Source organism: Vibrio sp. V23_P3S9T160, from assembly GCF_963886625.1.
Taxonomy (GTDB): Bacteria; Pseudomonadota; Gammaproteobacteria; order Enterobacterales; family Vibrionaceae; genus Vibrio; species Vibrio anguillarum.
In genome coordinates, this window is sequence record NZ_CAWPDB010000011.1 from 1 (window position 1) to 23,554 (window position 23,554).

Consider the following 23,554-nt stretch of genomic DNA (forward strand, 5'->3'; position numbering starts at 1 on the left):
ACCGTGAGGTGCTGGTTATGTTTAACGTACGTGAACTGGTCGTTATCCACCGTGAGGTGCTGGTCGTGCTTGATGTGCGCCGTGGCGTCATTGAGCACCAAGGCATCTAAGTCTTTTTGCGCGTGTAGGTAGATTTTCTCTTGCGCCGCTTGGTCTTCAAAACTCAGCTCGTTAAACCCTTCTCCTTGGTGCGTTTCACTGCGCAGCACGGTTTTGGTTTTGTTATCCGGCAGTGTGTACGGCGCTTTGTTGGTGGCATGGTAGGTACGGCCTGTCACTATCGGTTGGTCTGGGTCGCCGTTGAGAAACGAGACGATGACTTCATGACCAATGCGCGGAATGGCTATCATGCCATATTGGCTGCCAGCCCAACCTTGTGAGACGCGCACCCAGCATGAGCTGTGTTCATCGCCGTTGGAATATCTGTCCCACGGGAAATGCAGTTTGACGCGGCCATGTTCGTCACAGAAGATTTCTTCGCCATCAGGCCCCACCACCAATGCCATGCAAGGGCCATCCACTTGAGGTTTGGCTTGCGGTGTCGCACGCCACGTGACATCAGCAGGAATGAGCGTGAATTGGTTGCTGTACGTGGTCGCGCCACTGCCGCCCTCTTCTTCCAATGCTTGTGGCTGACGCCCTTGATGATGCACTTGCACTACAACCCAGTCGCGGTTCGCGCTGTCGTCAAGATGCTCTTGTAAGTCGAACTTTGTGCCCGCTTGTAAACCGGGGTGGTTACTTTTTCCGCTCGCGGTACGCGCTTCTCGTCGTAGGTACTCTAAGCGAATTTGATTAAAGGCTTTGCCGCTGATGTCGTCTTTAAAGCGACCCGGTGCATCAAAGTGCTCGTAGGTCGCTTGCTGGTAATCCATCTCGCGCCCTTGCGCTTGCTGAGCAAACGAGTAGCTCGGCTTTTTAAAGCTGTAATCTTGCAGCGCGCTGTGGCTCACTTCAGTTTGGCTGTGTTGCGTTAATTGCGACACATAAGGGCTCTCCACCACGCCACCTACGAGGGCGTTGTAAGGGATAGGCGTTTCTCGCTTCGTCAGGCTTTGGCTGTCGTCACTGAAAAAGAGGGTGTGTTTCCCCTCTTCATGAATGAAGTGATACACCAAGCCTTCTTCGGCGGCTAAGCGGTGCAAGAAGTCGATATCCGTCTCACGGTACTGCACGCAGAATTCACGCTGTGCACACTCGCGCTTCAGCGAGAAGGCGTAGTCGTTAATGCCCATTTCTTGCAGTACGATGGAGAGGATTTCGGGAACGGTTTTGAGCTGGAAAATACGGCTGTTTTGGCGCAGTGATAGCCGCTCTAATGCCGGGACTAAGGTAAGTGAGTAAAAGGTGTGATGATGGCCGATGTCACCTTTGCTGAACTGGCGCACAATGCCGTGCACGCGCTGCACGACAAGGCCATCACGCAACATCTCAAGCTGAGCGGTTTTGTCCACCAGCTCCAGCGCCGTTAAGCCAGATTGGCGACTGGCCAGTTTTATCTCATAGCGAAAACCGTAGCAATGCAGGCCCGCTTGCGCGCTATCAGACAGCGATTCCACGCCTTGGTATTCACGTACCACTAACGTGTCGTCTGCCAAACCCTCCACGGTGAGCCTAAAACTTAACCTTGCCATCTTTTTACCTTCCACATTTGAATGTCGAAAAACCTTAAGCTCAATACATAACTAGGCTACGTACTGAGCTTAAGGTTTTGGTGTGGGCCACTCACCCCAAGGACATGAAACACGAGTGAGCGACCCAAAAACTAAGCGTGATTACGCTTCAACAGGCTTGCGCCAGTCGTCAGAGCCTGAAGTACCCGCATTCACGTGATCCCACAGGATTTTACGGTAAGACATAGAAACCGTAACGTTTTGTGTGAAGTCGCCGTTCGCTGGATCTTGGCAGTGTGGCATTTCACAGTGAATGTCCACGATAGACGCGCTTTCGAGTGTAGTAGTGAAGAAGTTCTCTTGCTTACCTTCGATAGAAGTGCGGTACCATTTTAGCTCAACCGATTTCATCTTCTCGCCAGACGCCAGTGCGTTATAAAGAAGAGGAACCGCTTTGTTTAGCGCTACGGTGAATTTAAATGGTTTGTGAACACGTTGACCAGAAGGCTGACCTGATTGTGGATCAGTCGGTACAGTTACAACGTGGTCAAATTGTTGAACCAACATTTGGTCTTCATGACCTTCAACGAACGCATCACCGATTGAATCAGTAGACAGAGCACCAGCAGTGATCAGGCCCTGAGTTTCGCCTTCGATAGAGATATAACATGGAGTTGGCATTGCAAATTCCTTACTTTAATGATGAATGGTATGAAACAAGTTCACTCGTCATAGAGCAAAGTCAGTGCCAACTCTATTACCATTTAAAATCAAACACTTATATTGTATGTATTTTTGATTGAGCAAAAACCTGCCCAGCATGAGCAAGATATTGCTTCGATGGGTAAAAACTTACCCTCATTCTGAGACAGCCAGATGTAAAAATCCCGATTCACACTGTAAATCGGGATTTTGATGTTGAGACTTCACAAGAAACCCTTCAACTCATTAAATTGCAATGGGGTTGACAACTATACCCTTGTCTCTAGCTTATAGTAGAGAGTTGCCAGTGGCGGTACACAGACCAAAATAGATTGGTCTAAACCCTCACTCTCAACGTTTTCAGTCAGTACACGGTTTTTGACTTCAAAACCGCTACCGCCATAGTGTCTATCATCTGTATTAAGCAGTAATTGATACTCACCTTTGACAGGCATACCTAAACGAAACGCTTGGTGAGGAACAGGGGTAAAATTGGTGATAATTAAAATACGTTCACCACAGTCACTCATGCGCTCATGCGCAAGAATGCTCGCATCGGCCGCATCTTGTAAGCGCCACTCAAAGCCACGAGGCTCACTGTCTAACTCAAAAAGTGCAGGCTCGGCTTGATACATCTTATTGAGATCTCGCGTTAAATTCTGCACTCCTTGATGGCGTTCAAACTGCAATAAGAACCACTGAAGTTGGTCATCATGATTCCATTCTGCCGTTTGACCAAATTCAGTGCCCATGAAGTTGAGTTTTTTACCCGGCTGGCCATACATGTAACCCATATAAGCACGCAAGTTTGCCGTTTGTTGCCACTCATCGCCGGGCATTTTGTTGTGGATCGAACCTTTTCCATACACCACTTCATCGTGCGATAGCGACAACACATAGTTTTCACTGTGTGCATAGACTAACGGGAAGGTGATGACGTTGTGATGGTATTTACGATGGACAGGATCTTCTTTTATATAGGCCAAACTGTCATGCATCCAGCCCATATTCCATTTGAAACCAAAGCCTAAGCCACCCATAAAGGTTGGCGCTGAAACGCCGGGAAAAGCTGTTGATTCTTCAGCAATGGTCATAGCATTCGGGAAGTGTTTGTACACTTCTTCGTTCATCCACTTTAAGGTGGCAATCGCATCGTAATTTTCTCTGCCGCCATCCACATTTGGGATCCACTGATCATGGCTGCGTGAGTAGTCGAGATAGAGCATCGAAGCAACGGCGTCTACTCGAATGCCATCGATATGGAACTGTTCAAACCAATATAACGCATTCGAGACTAAGAAACGGCGCACATGTTCGCGGCCAAGGTCGTAAATATACGAACTCCAATCTTGATGCCAGCCGCGGCGTGGATCAGGGTCATGGAATAAAGGAGTGCCATCAAAATTGGCTAAGCCATGACTATCGGCAGGAAAATGTGCGGGAACCCAATCGAGCACCACACCAAGGCCGGCTTGGTGGCATTGATCAACGAAATATTTAAAATCATCAGGCGTACCGAAACGGCTCGTTGGCGCAAATAAGCCAACAGGTTGATAGCCCCAAGAACCATAGAATGGATGCTCAGAAACGGGCATAAGCTCTACATGGGTATAGCCTAAATCGACCAAATAAGGCACCAGTTGATCGGCCAACTCACGATAATTTAAAAATTCACCCGCCGAATTACGACGCCAAGAGCCCACGTGCAACTCATAGAAAGAGAGCGCTTGCTTGCGCTTTTCGGTGATGGGGCGAGCTTGCCACGTACTGTCTTGCCATTCATAGCGACGATGATCGTATGTTACCGAGGCAAATGAAGGGTACTGCTCGGCATAGTGACCCCAAGGATCGGCTTTATGCGGTAACCCTTCACCATGAGGCCCTTTCAATTCAAATTTGTATTGCGTACCTTCGGGTAAGTCGGGCATGAAAATTCCCCAGATACCGTAATCAAGGCGCTGCATTGGATTACGACGTCCGTCCCATTGGTTAAATGCGCCAATCAAACTGCACGCTTTTGCATGCGGTGCGTAGACTAAAAAACGGATACCTGAGATTTGTTTACCACCACGTTCCATGGTCACGAACTGCGAACCCATGTGGTGATACATCGATTTCGGCGTATGTAAATCATCATATTCAGCGTATAAACCATGGTACTGATATGGGTCATCGATGAGCTGTTCGACACCTGCCCAATCGACCGCCAATTGGTAGTGGGTAAAACGTAGATCAATGTCTGATTTGAGGATGAAACCCGACTCATCTTCACGCTCAAGTAGAATGCGGGGTTGATTTTCCACCACCAGCTCAACTTTTTCGGCACCCGGCATCCAAACGCGTAGCGCACCTTGATCGGGTGCAAGGTAAGGGCCTAAAAATGAGAATGGATCTGTAAATGATGCATGGGAAAGTTGGCTATATGCCTGCTTTAGCTTTGAAAGCTTTTTTGTTTTCATATCCCTACTCCTAACCTAACTTTCTTTAAACGTATAAAAATGCCCGCTAAAATGGCGGGCATACTAGCGAGGTTCAGTGTACCGAACTCTGCTGTTACATTGAGTGACCTAGACTAAAATTCTTCATGCCATGATTAAGAAAGATAACACTAAGTCACATCAAGGTTTATTCAGTAAGTGATTATTTACTTACACTCGCTCGCACTTCCGTTAAACGTGCAGCAATGCGATTGACATTATCACGCGCAAATACTTCATCCAAATTCATTGAAAGTTTACGACGCCAGTTAGGGTACTCATTAACGGTACCCGGAATATTAACGGGTTTATCCATTTCCAACCAATCTTCTAACTGAATACTTAACAAGGTCGATGCGCCAGATGCAACGTGCAATTGCAGCGCCTCACTTAAATACGAATCCATTGGAACAAGGCTTGCATCGCGCCCCACACCCTCAGGCAAATAACCATGCCATGCCACCGAATCCAAAATGCCTTGTTTACATTTCAAACGGTCCTCAAACAAGGCTTCGAGCTGGGCTTGATCGGGGTACAAACCAATTTCGCTCCCCATTTTGAGATCATCGCAATGCCAGAAACCACGCAACGTTGGCATATCATGTGTGCACAGTGCCGACATCGACTGAGCGGCGTAATGTTTCGGTGAGATAAAGCCGCCATCGTCTGCGGTTTCAAAGAAGAACACTTTATAAGAGTGAACACCCGCGTCGGCTAAAATATCGACGATTTCATCAGGTACTGTACCCAAATCTTCGCCAATCACGCTACATTGATGGCGGTGAGATTCCAACGCTAAAATCGCGAGCATATCTTGTACTGGGTAGTAGATGTAAGCACCCTTAGTGGCATTTTCACCTTTTGGTACCCACCACAAGCGCAGTAAACCAAGTACATGGTCAATGCGCAGCGCACCACAATGTTTCATATTGGCGCGCAGCAGCTTGATATAAGCATCGTAAGCGGTTGATTGTAATACTTGTGGATTAAGCGGTGGTAAGCCCCAATTTTGACCCAGTGGCCCAAGAATATCGGGCGGTGCGCCAATGCTGGCGTCTAAAATCAAGTTACCGGCATCAGCCCAAGTTTCAGAGCCAGAATCAGCCACACCCACCGCAAGGTCGCGGTATAAGCCGACCGCCATGCCTTTTTCTTCCGCGAGTGCTTGGGCTTCATTAATTTGGCCATCAGCAATCCACTGCAAGTACATGTATAGGTGAACTTTATCTTGATTGTCTTCGATAAATTTCTGTACTGCGCTGTTTTCAAAACGACGATATTTTTCAGGGAAAACCGGCCAACCCCATACATTCGGATCTTGGGCATGTAAATCGACATGCAGCGCATCGAATGCCGCTTGGTGCACTAAGCTCTCACCACCTTCTTCAACGAAATTCAAAAAGGCTTGTGCGCGATCGCTATTTTTATCTAAATGGCGTTTTTTAAATTCGGTGAACAGGAGTGGCAAGACACTCATTTTTAATGTTGCAACTTCTGTATAGTTTACCCAATGCGCTTCACGTACTTTCTGAAGACGTTGCTGAAACTCCGCACTGCCTACTTTTTGCTGCGCATCCGCACTCAAAGCAAATTCAGGCACTGAACTCACGTCAATGTATAAAATATTGAGCCAACGGCGTGACGATGGGCTGTAAGGACTCGCTCCTTCAGGGTTTGCAGGAAAGAGAGAATGAATCGGGTTAAGGCCGACAAAATCGCCGCCACGAGAGGCAATATCCGCCACTAACTGTTTTAAGTCGCCAAAATCACCAATACCCCAGTTGTGCTGAGTACGCAGCGTGTAAAGCTGCACACTCGGGCCCCACAATTTTTTACCTTCAGTAATAGGTGCTTGTTTGTAACAGGCTTTTGGCGTCACTATCAGCGTGAGCTCATACGGTGCTTTACGGCGTTTCCGTGTCACCAACAGTTTGTGATATCCCCATGCCAAATCGCTTGGCAATGCAAACACTAAAGGGCCACCCTCAGCGCGTTCATCACGAACGACTTGCGATTGAAGATAGCCTTCAAGTACCTCTCCTTGCTCGGTTTCTAAGCGCCAGTTAAATTCGCTTTCACGTGCGCTGGCACCTAGATAAAGTGGCACTTCCACCGCTTCACCTTCACGAATAACGAGAACAGGATCTAATACATCTTTTTTGTGTTTCTTTTCTGCTGATTTCAGCAGAGTTTCATCATTGGTTGTGTCATAGCCCAAAGACGCCAATAAGCGGATAATGGTTTCATCTTCCACTTTCGCTTCGTCGCCCCACGCGCTTATGTAGCTGTCGGCAATGTTCGCCATCGCCGCTACTTGTTTTAATGCGTTTAGTTGTTTCATCGCTTTCTCCGAAGGGACTTCTTTCCCCTTCAAATGGGTAGGGTTTTATTATAATGAGTCATCATAGAGCCAAGGCCCTAAGGCCTTGGCTTACTTGAAAATTAACGTTTAACGGTTTCTAATTTCCAGATGTTGTTAACGTAGTCACGGATACTGCGGTCAGAGCTGAACTTACCCACCAACGCGGTGTTAAGAATCGCTTTCTTCGCCCAGCCAGCCTGGTCACGGTACTGCTTGTCCATCGCCTGATGCGCTTGTACATACGAAGCGAAGTCAGCCAGCACTAGGTATGGATCACCACCATCAAGCAAGCTATCGAACGTGGCTTTCAATTTACCCGGAGCGCCTGGGGTAAACTCTTCACCCACCAACAAATCCAGTGAAGCCTTAAGCAGCGGATCCGCATTGTAGTAATCATATGGGTTATAACCACTGGCTTTTAATGCTTCGACTCCGTCCACTTCCAAACCGAAGATGTAGATGTTGTCATCACCCACTTCCTCACGAATTTCCACGTTTGCACCATCCATCGTACCTATGGTTAGAGCACCATTTAGCGCCATTTTCATGTTACCGGTACCGGATGCTTCTTTACCTGCGGTAGAAATTTGCTCGGATACATCGGCAGCAGGAATGATGATTTCAGCTATGCTCACGCGGTAATCAGGAATGAAAACTACTTTTAGCTTGTTACCAATGCGCGGATCGTTATTTACTTTTTCCGCAATTTTATTGATGGCGTAGATGATCTCTTTAGCTAGGTGGTAACCCGGTGCCGCTTTAGCCGCGAAGAACACCACGCGCGGCGTCATATCGAACGTTGGGTCATTCACTAAACGATGATACAAAGAGAGAATATGTAACATATTCAAATGCTGACGTTTGTATTCATGCAAGCGTTTGATCTGCACATCAAAGATGGCATTGGTATCAAGCTCAATACCCATGTTCTCTGATACCCAATCAGCCAGACGCTGCTTGTTGTGTTTCTTAACCGCCATAAACTCTTTTTGGAATTTCGCATCGTCAGCGTATTGCGCAATCGCTTCTAGCTGGTCAAGGTGCGCTGGCCACTCAGTGCCAATTTTTTCCGAAATAAGCGCCGACAAACCTGGGTTACAAAATTTCAACCAGCGACGCGGCGTAATGCCGTTTGTTACGTTGTGCAAACGTGTTGGGTAAAGCTCGTGGAATTCTGGGAAAAGATCGCGTTTTACCAACTCCGAGTGCAGCGCCGCCACACCGTTCACAGCGTAAGAGCCAACCACACAAAGGTTTGCCATACGCACTACACGGTGGAAACCATCTTGAATGATGGAGAGTTTTTGCTGTTTCGACACATCACCCGGCCACTTGGCTCGTACTTCTTGCAGGAAGCGGTGGTTGATTTCGTAAATGATTTCCATATGGCGAGGAAGCAAACGCTGGATCAACGACTCGCTCCACGTTTCGAGTGCTTCAGGCAGTAGCGTATGGTTGGTGTAGGCGAACGTTTTTGAGCTGATCGCCCATGCTTCATCCCAGCCCATGCCTTTCTCATCAATCAAGATACGCATCAATTCAGGAATGGAAATCGTTGGGTGAGTATCGTTTAGCTGAACGGTTTGATATTTAGGAAGATCAGCAATGTCATGACCCGCCGCCGCATGACGACGCAAAATGTCACGCATTGACGCCGCGCTATGGAAATATTGCTGCATCAAACGCAGTGTCTTGCCTTTTTCGTGGTTATCGTTTGGATAAAGTACTTTGGTAATGTTGCCTGCATCAATCAAGGCATGCTGTGCTTCAAAGTAGTTACCGTTGTTGAAATCAGCCAGTGAGAAAGGCGCAATTGCGCGACATTCCCATAAACGAAGTGGGTAAACCGTGTCGCTTTCATAGCCGACGATCGGTAAATCCCAAGGCATTGCTTGGACAAACATACTCGGAATCCAACGGCGTTTTTCCACACCATTGTCATTGATAACGTCAACATGGCCGTAAAAACCAATCTCTTGTGCTAGATGTGGTCGTGCCACTTCCCACGGGTAGCCTTCAACACAACGCCACTCATCAGGAGCTTCTTGTTGGTGGCCCTCACTAAAAGATTGCTTAAACAAACCATATTCATAATGTAAACCATAGCCTACGGTTGGGTACTCTTGCGCAGCGCACGAATCCATGAAACATGCCGCAAGTCGCCCTAAACCACCATTACCTAAGGATGGATCACGTTCTTCTTCTAATAAATCCGTTAGGTTCTGACCTAAATCAGCCATCGCTTCCGTGATTTGCTCATACAGGCCCATGCTGATGAGGTTGTTGCCCGTTAAACGGCCAATCAAGAACTCAAGTGATAAGTAGTTCAGACCCTTAGCGTTAACAATGCGCTCGTCTTGCTCAGTTTCGAGTAGATCAAACATCGTTAATTCAGCCAGTGCGCGCCCCATTGCAAGATACCATGAACGGCTATCTGCATTTTCAATGGTGGTAGCGTAGGTGGCAGTCAGGTGTTTCTTTACGTTGTCTTGGAACGAAGCTTTATCAAACTTCTTCTGTTGCGTAGGTTTCATTAGCGAAATCTCACTTAGTCGTTTTAATTCATCTTCGGCATATCGTGCATCAGCTACGCAAGGTCGGCATCCTCCTAAAAATGACCTCGTTTAGGAGGAGGGCTCAGGGCGTAGAGGGCGAGCACCAGAGTCGCAGTGATCTATCTCTCATTCGTTGCACATAGCGGTTCATAAGCAGTGATTGTGATCACATCACCTTGCTCACTAGCCTAAATACCGCTCATGACGCTAAGGTTTCGATCGGGAATATCAATCTCTCAATATGAGAATTGGCTCTCAAAAAAATGAGCTTCATTTACAAATTACATGAGATTTTGTACATGCTCAGTTTTTATATAGCGCATAACAAAGAAGTTTTAGTGATTCAAGTCACAATTACAGGGCGTAGATGATGAGTAAATGTGAATCCTGCAAGAATCTCGGGATGGATCAATAAACGTGCGTCACGACATCAAGTAACATCCACACAAAATGAGTGATAGTTCACTTGTGTACTCCTAAATAATGATGCTCTTCTTACTAAGCACCTCCAAAGCTGCGATCAGCTTTTAAGTCAGTAACAAGAACAATAAATGGAATCTGGAAGATGTGGATACCTTCTAAGCTTACTCGTCCCGGCCGCCTACACAACGCCATCGTTCGCCCGCGTGTGTTAGAGCTGCTTGCCCAAGCACCTTGCTACAAACTCGTGCTATTTCGCTCGCCTGCAGGTTATGGAAAAACCACCATGGCAGCGCAATGGTTATCAGACAAAACCAATGTGGGTTGGTATAGCATCGATGAAAGCGACAATGATGCGTTCCGATTTATCAACTACTTACTGCAAGCGATTAATAAAGCGACTCAGCAAAGTTGTCCAAATGCCCAGAAACTGGCCGAGCGACGCCAGTTCTCTTCTTTACACTCGCTATTTAGTGAAGTGTTTTCGGAAATGTCTGGCTTTAACAAAGAGTGCTATGTGGTTCTCGATGATTACCATTTGATCGCCGATGACGATATCCACGAAGCGATGCGCTTTTTCCTCAAACACATGCCAGACAACCTAACGCTGGTCGTCACTAGCCGTGCCACACCACCATTAGGCACGGCCAACTTGCGCGTACGCGATTTGATGATCGAAATTGGTAACGAGCTACTCGCCTTTGATACCGAAGAAACAACACGATTCTTTAATCAACGGGTCTCTGATGGCGTGGATGATGATACTGCCAACAACTTGTGCACCTATGTCGAAGGCTGGCCCTCTGCACTGCAATTGATTGCCTTACAAGCACAGCACCAAAAGCGCACGTTGGCTCAAACAGCGGAGTCGGTATCGCAGTTTAATCATGCACATTTATGGGATTACTTAGTTGAGGAAGTGTTTGATCTGCTGGATAAAGAAACGCGCCAATTTTTGATGCAATGCTCGGTGCTCGATCACTTTAATGACGTGTTAGTCTCTGCACTCACCAAACGTGACGACGCGCTGAGCATGATTGAGTCGCTCAACCGCTATGGTTTATTCATTTATCCACTGGAAGGTGAGCACAACTGGTACCGGTTCCACAACTTATTTGCGGAATTCCTCTCTCATGAACGCTTGGCGCGCATCCCGCAGCAGGAACACGATCTACACCGTGCCGCCGCGCACGCTTGGTTGCAAGAAGCCACACCTCATCAAGCGTTGCGTCACGCCACTCTCGCCAACGATACTGACTTACTCGCTACTATCTTGACGCAATTTGGCTGGAAGATGTTCAACCAAGGCGAGCTTTTGGCTCTCGAAGAGGCCATTAACCAACTCTCTCCGGCCCAACTCTATCGCGAGCCTAAACTGTGTATGCTACAAGCTTGGCTGGCTCAAAGTCAGCACCGCTACTTTGACGTTGGGGATCTGCTAACCAAATCGACCAACGAGATGAAAGCGCTCAATGTTCAGCTAAGCACCAAAGAACAAGGCGAATTCAATGCCCTACGTGCTCAAGTCGCGATCAACCAAAATGAGCCAGAAAAAGCCTTAGAACTTGCGGAGTTAGCACTGAGCCAACTGGATCACACCGTTTACCGCAGTCGTATTGTCGCCACTTCAGTCGTCGGCGAAGTGAACCACGTGCTCGGTCAATTAAGCCGTGCACTCTCGATGATGCAACAAACCGAAAAGCTGGCACGCCAGTATCAGGTTTACCATCAAGCGCTATGGGCATTACTACAGCAAAGCGAGATCTTGATTGCCCAAGGTTATGTGCAAGCCGCTTTTGAAGTGCAGGATATTGCCTTCAAATTAATTGAAGAGCAGCAATTGCAGCAAGTGCCATTGCATGAGTTCTTACTACGGATACGTGCCCAAATCCTGTGGTGCTGGAACCGCTTGGATGAAGCGGAAGAATGCGCTTATAAAGGACTACGCGTATTGGGCAACCACTCTCCAAGCAAACATCTGCACAGTTATTCTATGCTGGCACGTATTGCTATTGGCCGCGGTGAACTCGATAAAGCGGGTAAGTTCATCGAACAAATACAGCACTTACTAAAACAATCGACTTATCACGTAGACTGGACGGCGAATGCTTCGCTCTCACTGATTCTATTTTGGCAAGCTCGTGGCAATGATGAAGCAATGTTGCAGTGGCTCAAGACCACCATTCGACCAGAAAAAGCATGCAATCACTTTTCACAGCTTCAATGGCGCAATATTGCTCGAGTTCAGATTCACTTAGGTCATTTGGAAGATGCGACTCAAACTTTGACGTTTATGCAGCACGAAGCGCAAACTTATCAGTTGATTACTGACCTAAACCGTAATTTGATCCTCGAAGCCGTTCTAGCCACCACAGTGCACAATGAAGAAGTGGCGAAAGAAAAACTCAAAGAGGCGCTACAGCTAACCAATCAGACGGGTATGGTGGGTAACTTTTTAATCGATGGTTCGCAGATCGGCCACTTGTTGGAAAAACTCTCTAGCCGATCCGAATTGGGAGATCTGGAACGCCACCGCGCACAACAGTTAATGAAAGAGATCTCTACCACTCAGCGCAGCCGATCAGTCCATTTCGACGAAGAGTTTGTTGAGAAGCTGGTTAATCACCCAAATATTCCTGAACTGGTTCGTACCAGCCCACTCACTCAACGTGAATGGCAAGTATTGGGGCTTATCTACTCTGGGTTTAGCAATGAACAAATTGCACAAGAGTTGGATGTCGCAGGAACCACTATAAAAACCCACATCCGCAACCTATACCAAAAACTGAATATTGCTAACCGCAAAGAGGCAATCCACACCGCCGAGAATTTATTGCAACTTATGGGCTATTGAGTCGCAGGTACGATCAAAAAGAGCCAGATAATCTGGCTCTTTTTGATCGTAAAAAATGATGGTTAGAAGGTTTTTGGAGCGAAACCAGTCATCACTTCTAAACGCAGTTCTTTGCCCATTGTTGTCATCGGGTGTACCACGATTAAACCTTTAACTGACTTTTTCAATTGACCTAAATCGGCCTGTTCGGCTTTGGTCAACTCACGAGAAAATGGCATATCGAGCAAACTCTTACGCTCTTTGCTCACCGTATAATTTTGCTTGTGTTTTGCTTGAGCGAGCTTTTTCGTCAGTTGTTCTACTTCATCGGTAAATTTGCTGATCATTACTTGATCGCCACGACCTTTAGCCGCATCGAGCTTATGGCGACACGTATCTAAACGGTTATTGAGTTGTTGAATTTCATTTTTCAGGCTCATGGTCACTGGCTCTTCGAAAGTAAAGTGGGCGCGGAGTATATCACAGCCTATCTATACTCTATATAGAAATTAAGCTTAAACCAGTGAAATGAAAGCCACTGGCAAGTCATAGAGGGCATAACAACTCTACTTAGCATTCCAATTTGACATAACACCCATTTTTCATATGAAAATATGCTCTTTGTAAGACGCGGTGCCGCAAACTTAGCTAAGCTATATTTATAACAACAACGAGCATGTCAACCGTCAGTTAAAGTACCAAGGCCAATAACATAACAACAGGAAATAACCATGAGCCTGACTATTCGCCAAAGACTCTACGTGCTATCCATTGTTCCGCTACTGATTATTTCGTTAAGTATGATGTATCTCAGTTTTTCAGAAACACAAAAACTGAATCACGAACAAATGGCTGCTACCCGCGCTAGCATGATGGAGATGAAACAAAATGAGCTGCGTTCATATCTGCAAATTGCCGATACAGCGCTCAAATCACTCAAACAAAAGAACGCTCCCCTCAGCGAAGCCATCACCATACTGCGTGACATCGCGTTTGAAAATAGTGGCTATATCTTTGGCTACAATAGCAAAGGGGATCGACTACTACTGGGCCAAAGTAATGCTGGTTTAGGCGATAACTTTTGGAACATGCAAGATACGCATGGCAACTATTTAATCCAAGATTTAATCAAAAATGCCAAAGTAGATAAGTTCACTACCTACTATTTCCCCAAGCCGGGAGAGACGACACCACTACCTAAATTGGCCTATTCTACCTATTTGCCACAGTGGGATCTAATGATAGGCACTGGCTTTTACACCGATGACATTGATGCTGTAATCGCCAACATGGAAACACTCGCTGCGGAAAATATGCAAAGCAGTTTAGTCAATATCGGTTTGATGAGCTTGATCATTATCCTCATCGTCGGTTTTTTCGCCATCATTTTAAATCGCAGTATCATGCGTCCTCTCGAGCTATTTGATTTATCGATTCGTTCATTTGCAAACGGTGACGCTGATTTAACTGCAAGAATGGAAAAATTCAACGCCCCTGAATTTGCAAGATTAAGTGATAACTTCAATGCCTTTGTCTCCAGCTTGCAAAGTATCATTGCGCGCGTGCACCAAGTTGGGCAACAGGTTGTGGATGAAACCAATGACATGACACAACGAGCACAACAAGTTGACGCCATTGCATCAGGGCAACGTGAAGAGACCGATCAAGTAGCGACAGCGATGACAGAAATGACCACGACTGCAACAGAGATCTCGAACAACGCCCATCATGCCGCTCAATCAGCAAAAGATGCTGACGACAACGCCAAAGATGCCCATGAAATTGTTGATTCAGCCGCAAAATCGGTACAGGATCTCGCCAAAGAGGTCGCTGAAGCGAGCCTTGTGATTTCAAAACTGGAAGGCGATGTGAAAAACATTTCGTCTCTACTTGCGGTTATCCAAGATATTGCGGAACAAACCAATCTACTGGCGTTAAACGCAGCGATTGAAGCGGCTCGCGCGGGCGAGCAAGGACGAGGATTTGCCGTGGTAGCGGATGAAGTCCGAAAATTAGCCAGCCGTACCCAAGACAGTACAGGGCAAATTCATGCCATGATCGGGCAACTGAAAAATGCCTCTGATGCCGCAGTTAAAGCGATGGATTCAAGCCAAAGCCGTAGCTTAAGCACCGTAGAAAAAGCCAATGCCGCATCGACAGCATTACAAAAAATTCAAGACTCTATTGCCACGATTATGGATATGAACGCACTGATCGCAACGGCAACAGAAGAGCAAAGTATTGTTGGGCAAGAGATATCAGAGCGTATTGTGGTGATATCTGATCAAAGTAGTCAATCGGCTGAACTGGCTAATCAGAACCAAGCGGGTAGCCAACAGCTGAATAGCCGAGCCAACGAACTCTATGAGTTGGTGGACCGCTTTAAAGTTTAGCAAGAAGAGGTAAAACTGATATTCGTAAGCGTCAGAATGAAGATCGTTGATCACTAAGTAAAAAAGTAAAAAAGCCATGTCAACATGGCTTTTTTCAATGAAGAGATCCCTAATGACTTACAGGAGATTTCTTTGGTTTAATCGATTTTTTCTTGATATTCGCGTTTATCTTCTGGACGCAACTGACGCTGAACACCCATTAAAAAGTTACGCAGGATCTGATCTTTACATTCACGGTAGTGTTTATTGTCAGGCTTGCGGAAAAATGCATTGAGCTCGTGCTTACTTAAACGAAAATCGATGAAAGCTAATGTGTCTAAAATATCTTCTGCTTTCATATCCAGCGCAATACGCAATTTCATGAAAATCATATTATTGGTTAAGCGTGTTTCAGGCTGAGGTTGTTCACCATCGCGTTTACCACGCTTTGTATTGATTAAACCATTGAGAAATATCGCTAGATCCACATCACTCAACACAGATTCCGTCTCTTTGTTTAGCCAAGTAGTCACTTGCTCTTGAGTAACGCAGCCGTCCGCCGCAGCAAAAATCTCAACCATAGCTGAGTCTTTAAAGTCAAAAGTGTAGCGAATACGGCGTAAAATATCGTTATTGGTCAAAATAGATCCTAGGGTTAGATTTCCAGTGCCATCAAGATGACAGACTGTGAAGAAATAGCGCGCCACTGTAGCAGAAGAGCGATCGGACACCTATCTATTTTACTAGATGTAGAGCAATAGAGAAGATGCCGACTGGCCCAAAGAAGCTTTATCTCTCTGGGCCATCACAGTTAGGCTAATTTGAAATCATACCTTGTTCGATACAGCACCATATCTTCAATCGTCAATACAGGCATATTGTGCTTTTGCCCGAACGCAACGATCTCGGGTGTTTTGGCCATGGAACCGTCAGGATTGGTGAGTTCACACAATACACCCGCAGGCATTAAACCCGCCATTTGCATAAGATCAACCGTCCCTTCTGTATGCCCACGACGAGCCAAAACGCCCCCCGCCCGAGCACGAAGTGGGAAAACATGGCCGGGGCGTGCAAGATCATCGGCTTTAGCATCAAAGCGGGCCGCGGTTTTTATTGTGGTCACTCGGTCTTGCGCTGAAACGCCCGTAGTTACACCTGTTTTTGCTTCAATCGAGACAGTAAAAGCGGTTTGGTTTGCGCTATTGTTATGCATGACCATCGGGGGCAGTTGCAGTTGATTAGCCTGTTCATCGGTCAAACATAGGCAGACGATGCCACTGCATTCACGGATCATCAGTGCCATTTGTTGTGTGGTCAGTGACTCAACCGCATAAATGATATCGCCTTCATTTTCACGATCTTCATCATCAAGCAACAACACACCTCGCCCTTCTTTAAGCGCAGACAGTGCGTTTTCAACACGAGTAATAGGGTCGCCAAATTTGGCAAGTAGAGATAGCTGATTCATGGTTGTACTCCTAAAAAATCACCAGAATCAGGGCTGCTATGAGGGATCAAATCCAAAACAAATTGCACCAGCTAGCGAACTAACTGGCGTCTCTTCATTCTCTCTCATCCGGACTATAACCGTCGGCTCTGGTTTTTCACCAGATCTGCTGACCTCGATACATCGAGCGCTCGCGGGCTCATCTGCCTTCTCAACTGAAAAAACAAACACACCGCCGGTGGGGAATTTCACCCCGCCCTGAGAATTTAAAATATAAATTGGCTTTAAAAAAGCGATGTCATGGTAGTCGTTTACGATAAAGATGAAAAGTAGGACGAAGAAAAAGTGATGTATATCGAAAAGGAAAGGCATCCTGCAATTATGCAGTTGGGGGTAACAGGAGCATAGCTAACTCAAGAGTTTAGGGTATGCAAGATGCCTTTATTCATGGTCACCAGTGACATAAATGAATCAGAGCTAAAATCGCCATTACCTCTATAGGGTTACGTGATTTTTCTAAACGCTGGCGGTAATAGATCGCCAGCGGTGTTGGCTGTTTGGTGTCAGTCGTTATGGGGTCGTTCATCATTCACCTCCTCAGCTATCGATGCGTTGATTGTGAATCAAAACAAGGAATACAAAAACTGAGAATTTTTTATTTTTTAATTCCTCATATCATCGAAATTAGCCTTAAAACGATATTTAAAAACTAAAAATCAATAAATGAGGAACAAATAATCATTAATATTTCTTATTTGGTTCTTCATAAATTCGCTACTATACCCAAACAACTTGACCATCAAGGAGGGCAAAGCGCAAGGCCGTGCGAAGAACTGAACTGCCTATCTCTTCCCTTTCATCCAGAGGATTTGCGAGTGTCTGATCTTACTTTATTACGTTATTACACACGCCTGACCGTGCTTGGTGTGGGTCAAGAGATTAAAGTGTCGTTAACACAGGTTGCAGAATGTTTATTCACCTCACCGCGTCATGCACGAAATCTGGTGGCTAAAATGCAGCAACAAGGTTGGCTCAATTGGCAACCCAAAGTCGGACGTAACCAACGCTCGATACTGCGCCTGAACCTCGATTTAGACACAATCAAACAAACGCTCGCGAAAGAGCAAATTTTGGCTGGGAAATATGAAAAAGCCTTAACCATACTAGATAATGATGAGGTAGTGTTTGGGCGTTTGTTGCAAAGTACTTCCGGCGCATCTATTCGCGAAGGTCGCTTACACATTCAACTGACGTATAAACGACCATTTGAACGGCTAGTGCCCCATCAAATACAACGTAGTAGTGAGCGATTTCTGCTCAGGCAAATCTATTGCTGCCTCATCCAGTGTGATGAACAAGGACGCTTTCATCCAGAATTAGCCCATCACTGGGAGTATGATGCGCAACATTTTCAGTGGGTATTTTATCTTCGCCCCGGATTAGCGTTTCACGATGGCTCACCGATTGATGCTAATACGATCGTGAGTTTATTTGCCAAACTCTCTAGTTTGGAAGAGTACAAAAAAGAGCTCGCGCATTTGGTTGATGTAAGCGCACCACAACCACAAAAAGTAGTATTTTCTCTTAATCAATCTGATTTAGGATTTGCAGGGTTGCTCTCTGGCGTCAAATATTCAATTCAACCAGCCAGCCAAGTGAACAATGCATACTCCCCAATGGTGACAGGTTGTGGCCCATTTCAAGTTCAAGATCACTCACCTCACAAACTCATTTTAAGCGCATTTGACCAATTCTATGGCTGCCGAGCTTTAACGGATCACGTTACAATTTGGATTTTAAATGAAGACGAGTTGTACCCTCAAGGCATGCACATTAAGCAAAAAAATCAGCTACAAAACATCTCTTGCCACCACGATGTAGAGCTGAGTAACGTTGAAGAACTGGCGATCATCACCTCTAATCAGTCATCAAGAGTGGAAGATGGCTGCATGTTTATTTTGTTCAATCAAGGTGCTCATTCACCTCTTAATGAAAATCAGAAACGCTACCTAGCTACCGAGATATCTGGAGAAAAACTAGAGCACTATTTAGCACAACAACCAGCTAAGTTTGACGCAGTCGTTGCCAGTAACCTACTGCCAGTATGGCAACCTGTGGTGCGACCACCAGCGCCCAAAGCAAGCCTGCCAAATCAAATCTCGATTGCCGTCTATGACTACACGGTACTGATTCATTGCGCCTTCGGTGTGAAACATATTTTAGAGGAGATGGGGCTGGCTGCTGCCGTCAACATTTACTCCTACCGAGAATTGAATTTTCTGGCCCAGCAAGGCAAATTGTACGAGACCATAGTTATCACCAATATTAATTTAGATGACAACCGGCATTTCAGTGCATTTAGTCACTTATTTGGCAACCCAATGTTGCACCATTGCATTGGCCCTGCAGAGAGCCAATGGCTGCTCAAAGCGTTAATCGACATTCGATCAACGACACCATTGACACACTACCTTATCGCGTTGGAACCGCTAGCATCGAGTTTGATCAACGAATACTGCCTCGTCCCTTTGTTCCACCATAAGCAAACATTACGTTTTCAGGGTGTGCTCAAAGACGTTGCACTGACCAACTGGGGATGGCCTGATATTAAAAATGTGTGGTCCATTGATTAGCGAATAAATAGCCTGCGTAATATTGCCAGCATCACTAAACGATAACGCAGCATCCACTGGCTACGTGGCAACCAACGCTTAGAAAACAATACGGTTTTGGCGTGTGAAAAGGTCTTAAAACCTTCAATCCCGTGATAGTGCCCAACCCCAGAATCGCCAATACCGCCAAAGGGGGCATCATCGGCGGCCACATGTAACAGAGTATCGTTCACAGCTAGGCCACCACTATGCGTTTGTGTACTAACCTGTTTGATCACCTCGTGATCATCACTCATTAAATATAAAGCTAACGGACGTGGGCGAGCGTTGATATAAGCTATCGCTTCATCCAAACTGTGATAGCTCAATATCGGCAGTATGGGGCCAAATATCTCATGTTGGGATAACAACATATCAACCTTCACATTCGTCACTAAGCAAGGCAAAAATTGATACGTTCCCGCTTTTGCATCGCCTTCTACGGGATGCAATGTGGCCCCTTTTTGTTTAGCATCGTCTAAGTATTGTTGCAGCCTATCAAACTGGGTTTGATTAATAATATGTGACGTATCGTAGCCATCTTTAGTGGAAAAATAGCGCTTAAAGCGTTGCAGATAGAGCTCCATAAAGGCTTGTTGTTTGCCTTCCGGCAGTAAAACATAATCAGGAGCAACACAGATCTGCCCTGCATTGATGGCTTTGCCAAGCATGATGTTATCAACGCTGCGCGCAAGGTCAGCATCAGGTGCAATGATCACGGGGGATTTTCCACCAAGCTCTAACGTTACTGGTGTTAGGTTTTTCGCAGCCGCTTGGGCAACCAATTTACCTACCGGTGTTGACCCCGTAAATAACAGATGATCAAAGGGTAACGCACTGAACTGTGCGGCAACGTCAGCCCCGCCTTCTACAATATCAACCGCTTCATCGACCGTCGCAAAAATACGCATCAACACTTGGTTGGTGCAGGGCGTATGTTCGCTCAATTTGACCATAGCGCGATTACCTGCTGCCAATGCGGTGACTAATGGAGCCATACTGAGCACGATAGGAAAATTCCAAGGTACAATCACCCCCACAAGACCCAAGGGTTGATAGTGAACGCTCACTGTCGACGGCAGTAATAGCCAACCTGCATGACGCGATTGCGATTTTGTCCACGATTTGAGGTGTTTTAGCGTGTAATTAATGTGTGAAACGGCCGGTAGCAGATCGCAAACCGTACTATCAAAGCGACTTCGATAACCATAATCCCGATTTAAGGCCTCAACGAGCGCGGCCTGTTCACTGAGTAACGCGTTTTTTAAGCGCTGCAACCAAATACGTCTTTGCTCAAGGCTAGGATACGGCTCTGCTATTGTCTGCTGTTTTAATCTAGTAAAAAGTGTCGTAACGTCTTTAGTTAAGGGCTGTTGCTGTTCTGTTTCTTGCACCGTATTTCACCTCATTCGCAACTAAGGCAGCGTCTTGGAAATGAGCTCAGGATTAATGCCAAAGCTGGCTTTATGTTCTTCAATCACAAATTCACTGCGCGTTTGAATCACTCCCGGCAATGTACCCAACTTGCCAGACATAAAACTTTGGTAGGCTTTCATATCTTTCACTCTCACTTTGATCATGGTGTCAAAATCACCGGACAATGAATAACATGCTTCAATTTCTGGGATGTCCGCCACTGCTTGTGAAAAGCGCTCAAAAATAGAGAAACTGGTTTGATCCAATCGAATATGAATGAACACTTGTACATCCAGACCTAACTTTTCTGGGCACAGTTCTGCATGGTAGCCTTTGATGTACCCTTCCTTTTCTAAGCGTTTGACACGATCAGAACAAGGAGATGTGGTTAAATTCACCAACTTTGCCAGCTCAACAACGGGAAGCCGTCCTTTACTGTGCAAAATACGTAAGATCTGTTGGTCGATGCGGTCTAGGCTCATGGTTTTGCACGGCGCTCTCAAAAGAAGTGATATGGCATACAATAATGGCTTACAGAGTTAAACCAACCTATCATCACAAGGCATTGTGATATAAATCACATAGAATAGAGGAACGTTATAATAAAAAGACTGAGGAGAAAAAAGGAAAAGAAAGTGAGCAAGCACCCACTTTCTTGGTTGTAATCTATTTATCGCCTCTTTACTTTGAGTACGTTGAGATGATTACAGTTTGAAACGAGAAATTTCTTTATCTAACTCATTCGCTAAACGGTGCATTTCATGAGCTTGTTGCACTGCATTTTGCGCATCACTGGCTAGTTGGTCGCTGACTTCACGTACCGATTCGGTGTTGCCATTAATATCCGCTGTCACCAAAGATTGCTCTTCTGCTGCTGATGCAATTTGTGTTGCCATATCACTGATCATCTGAATGGCTTCGCTGATTGCGTGTAAGCTTTCTCCTGTATGGTTCACATCTTGCACACTTGTTTCGACCAGTTTATGGCTTTCCGTCATGACAGAAACAGCATTGGTCGTTACCTTTTGCAAACCGGAAATTTTAGACTGGATCTCCTCGGTAGAGGCATGAGTACGCTGAGAAAGCACTCGGACTTCATCAGCTACAACGGCAAAGCCACGACCTTGCTCTCCGGCGCGCGCCGCTTCAATCGCCGCATTCAAGGCCAACAAATTTGTCTGCTCTGCAATCGAACGAATGGTCGACAGAATGGTTGAAATCTCATTAGCGTGCACTTCTAATTCACCAATGATGCCCACAGCACTGCTAAGCTCTTGTGCTAACTGATTGATTGACTGTTTGCTTTGCTGCATCTGGCGATAGCCTTGTGCACCAAGCTCAACCGATTCATTGGCATTTTTAGCGGTATTATCAGCATTGCCCGCGATTTCAGCGGTCGCAGACGCCATTTCAGTTACCGCAGTTGCAACCATAGTAATTTCATCTTGTTGAGTACGAATCCGTTCACTACGTTGACTGGCTGAGCTCGCGGCCTGTGTCGCTCCTTGGTTAAGGGAGACGGAAACATCACGCACGCTTTGCACCATGACATGGATGCGATCGACAAATTTATTGAACTTATCCGCTAAGATACCGACTTCATCGTCACTGCGAACGGCTAAACGACGGGTTAAATCGCCATCACCTTCGGCGATATCTGACAAAGCTTGAGCAATATTACTCAACTCATTCAACTGACGAGCGACGAACCATGAGGTCGCTAATGCCAAGATCACTAAAATCATCAAGCCAATCAAACTCTGTTTCAATAGCATATCATTGAGTGGCTGTTCAAGAACAGTTTTGTCCATCACCATAACCAACAGCCAGTCGGTATGTTCAATACTTTGCGCCATCAATACTTTGGCCTGACCATCAATATCAACAAAGAGTGGTAATTGAGAATTTGCCGCCTCTGATATGCTTTGAATGGTCAGTTGTGAGGCCATTTCTTGGGTAGGTTTTAAAATAAGCTCTTGATTGGGATGGGCAACAATTAGCCCCTTGGTATTCACCAAAATAGCATTGCCCTTCCCGGGAACCTCAATAGCTAAGACGTCCTTGATCAATTTACCCAAAGCTAAATTGGAAGCGGCGACGCCAATCAGTTGGCCATTTTGACGGACAGGTTCTGCCAATGTCACCACTAAGGTTTGCATGGTAACGCTGACGTAGGGGGCGGTTGTGATCGGTTTACCCGCGACTTTGGCTTCTTTATACCAACCACGCTCACGAGGATCATAACCATTTTGGTTACGCGATCCGTCATTGCGGATCATATCGCCCTGTTCATTACCGTAATAACTCAGCCCAAATTCACCAGACTCCAAGGTTTGGCGTAGGTGAGGAACAATGTCTAATTGTGGATTACGCTCGATTTCGTTTTTTAATCCTAGCAGCGTTTTTTGTTTGCCATTAAACCAGTCACCAATCCCTTTTGCATGAGCCTGTAATGTATTACGCGCTTCACTCTCAATCGCTCTCCAGCTGTCGGTTTTAAAGGTTTGATAGCCAACCATAACCAATGCAGCGGCTGTCAATGTAATAGCAGCAACCACAGAGAACACCATTTTTCTCTTTAAACTCAATTGCATTGCAATGCTCCTTGAAGCTTGTTCACCAAAGTAATGGGCTTGAGAGTATTACAACTATGGATTATTACTTTGCCTAAGTTCCCAATACTTGACACTCGTGCAATAGAACGGC

The 23,554-nt window shown here is 45.9% G+C and carries 15 protein-coding genes and 1 riboswitch; of the genes, 3 read left to right on the forward strand and 12 right to left on the reverse strand.

The features are described from left to right. From AACU59_RS00515 to AACU59_RS00535, 5 genes are all read right to left on the reverse strand, one after another. Nucleotides 1-1,634 (reverse strand): type VI secretion system Vgr family protein (locus AACU59_RS00515; RefSeq protein WP_141195625.1); only part of this gene is annotated, 1,634 nt, incomplete at its 3' end. A gap of 141 nt (nt 1,635-1,775) precedes the next feature. After that, the gene (locus AACU59_RS00520) at nt 1,776-2,294 is read right to left on the reverse strand and encodes an Hcp family type VI secretion system effector (protein ID WP_013868180.1); all 519 of its coding nucleotides are present in this window, start codon (nt 2,292-2,294) and stop codon (nt 1,776-1,778) included. A 290-nt stretch (nt 2,295-2,584) separates the two neighbouring features. Then, the gene (gene glgB / locus AACU59_RS00525) at nt 2,585-4,774 is read right to left on the reverse strand and encodes a 1,4-alpha-glucan branching protein GlgB (RefSeq protein WP_094145640.1); all 2,190 of its coding nucleotides are present in this window, start codon (nt 4,772-4,774) and stop codon (nt 2,585-2,587) included. Nucleotides 4,775-4,955: 181 nt separating this feature from the next. Continuing rightward, nucleotides 4,956-7,133 (reverse strand): 4-alpha-glucanotransferase, encoded by a 2,178-nt coding sequence (malQ, locus tag AACU59_RS00530; protein ID WP_094145639.1) that lies wholly within the window; start codon nt 7,131-7,133, stop codon nt 4,956-4,958. Between the two features lie 101 nt (nt 7,134-7,234). Further along, on the reverse strand, nt 7,235-9,688 hold the full coding sequence (locus tag AACU59_RS00535) for a glycogen/starch/alpha-glucan phosphorylase (protein WP_013868184.1): 2,454 nt from the start codon (nt 9,686-9,688) through the stop codon (nt 7,235-7,237). Between the two features lie 586 nt (nt 9,689-10,274). On the opposite strand from AACU59_RS00535, the gene malT reads away from it, so the two are divergent. Next, nucleotides 10,275-12,983, forward strand: a complete 2,709-nt coding sequence (malT, locus tag AACU59_RS00540; protein WP_017046883.1) for an HTH-type transcriptional regulator MalT — start codon at nt 10,275-10,277, stop codon at nt 12,981-12,983. A gap of 62 nt (nt 12,984-13,045) precedes the next feature. Here the strand turns inward: malT and AACU59_RS00545 are convergent, their stop codons facing one another. Next, the gene (locus AACU59_RS00545; protein ID WP_026027197.1) at nt 13,046-13,402 is read right to left on the reverse strand and encodes a YibL family ribosome-associated protein; all 357 of its coding nucleotides are present in this window, start codon (nt 13,400-13,402) and stop codon (nt 13,046-13,048) included. Between the two features lie 291 nt (nt 13,403-13,693). Between AACU59_RS00545 and AACU59_RS00550 the strand changes: the two genes are divergently transcribed. Then, complete coding sequence (locus AACU59_RS00550; protein ID WP_017042354.1) at nt 13,694-15,355, forward strand: methyl-accepting chemotaxis protein; 1,662 nt, start codon at nt 13,694-13,696, stop codon at nt 15,353-15,355. Nucleotides 15,356-15,492: 137 nt separating this feature from the next. Here AACU59_RS00550 and AACU59_RS00555 read toward each other — a convergent pair whose 3' ends face one another. The 3 genes from AACU59_RS00555 to AACU59_RS00565 form a co-directional block, all read right to left on the reverse strand. Continuing rightward, nucleotides 15,493-15,975, reverse strand: coding sequence for a YehS family protein (locus AACU59_RS00555; RefSeq protein WP_038148283.1), 483 nt, complete (start codon nt 15,973-15,975; stop codon nt 15,493-15,495). Nucleotides 15,976-16,145: 170 nt separating this feature from the next. Then, the gene (gene ribB, locus AACU59_RS00560; RefSeq protein ID WP_094123326.1) at nt 16,146-16,802 is read right to left on the reverse strand and encodes a 3,4-dihydroxy-2-butanone-4-phosphate synthase; all 657 of its coding nucleotides are present in this window, start codon (nt 16,800-16,802) and stop codon (nt 16,146-16,148) included. Between the two features lie 92 nt (nt 16,803-16,894). After that, nucleotides 16,895-17,051, reverse strand: a riboswitch (FMN riboswitch). 181 nt (nt 17,052-17,232) lie between these two features. Beyond that, nucleotides 17,233-17,370, reverse strand: a complete 138-nt coding sequence (locus AACU59_RS00565) for a hypothetical protein (RefSeq protein WP_013868191.1) — start codon at nt 17,368-17,370, stop codon at nt 17,233-17,235. Between the two features lie 145 nt (nt 17,371-17,515). On the opposite strand from AACU59_RS00565, the gene AACU59_RS00570 reads away from it, so the two are divergent. After that, the gene (locus AACU59_RS00570; RefSeq protein WP_094145894.1) at nt 17,516-19,414 is read left to right on the forward strand and encodes an SgrR family transcriptional regulator; all 1,899 of its coding nucleotides are present in this window, start codon (nt 17,516-17,518) and stop codon (nt 19,412-19,414) included. On the opposite strand, the gene AACU59_RS00575 is transcribed toward AACU59_RS00570, so the two are convergent. The 3 genes from AACU59_RS00575 to AACU59_RS00585 form a co-directional block, all read right to left on the reverse strand. Beyond that, on the reverse strand, nt 19,411-20,826 hold the full coding sequence (locus AACU59_RS00575) for a coniferyl aldehyde dehydrogenase (RefSeq protein WP_094145895.1): 1,416 nt from the start codon (nt 20,824-20,826) through the stop codon (nt 19,411-19,413). The genes AACU59_RS00570 and AACU59_RS00575 overlap by 4 nt on opposite strands. 21 nt (nt 20,827-20,847) lie before the next feature. Then, nucleotides 20,848-21,330: an Lrp/AsnC family transcriptional regulator gene (locus AACU59_RS00580; protein ID WP_010317305.1), complete on the reverse strand. Its 483-nt coding sequence runs from the start codon at nt 21,328-21,330 to the stop codon at nt 20,848-20,850. Between the two features lie 222 nt (nt 21,331-21,552). Then, nucleotides 21,553-23,442, reverse strand: a complete 1,890-nt coding sequence (locus tag AACU59_RS00585) for a methyl-accepting chemotaxis protein (RefSeq protein ID WP_013868194.1) — start codon at nt 23,440-23,442, stop codon at nt 21,553-21,555. Nucleotides 23,443-23,554 lie beyond the last annotated feature (112 nt).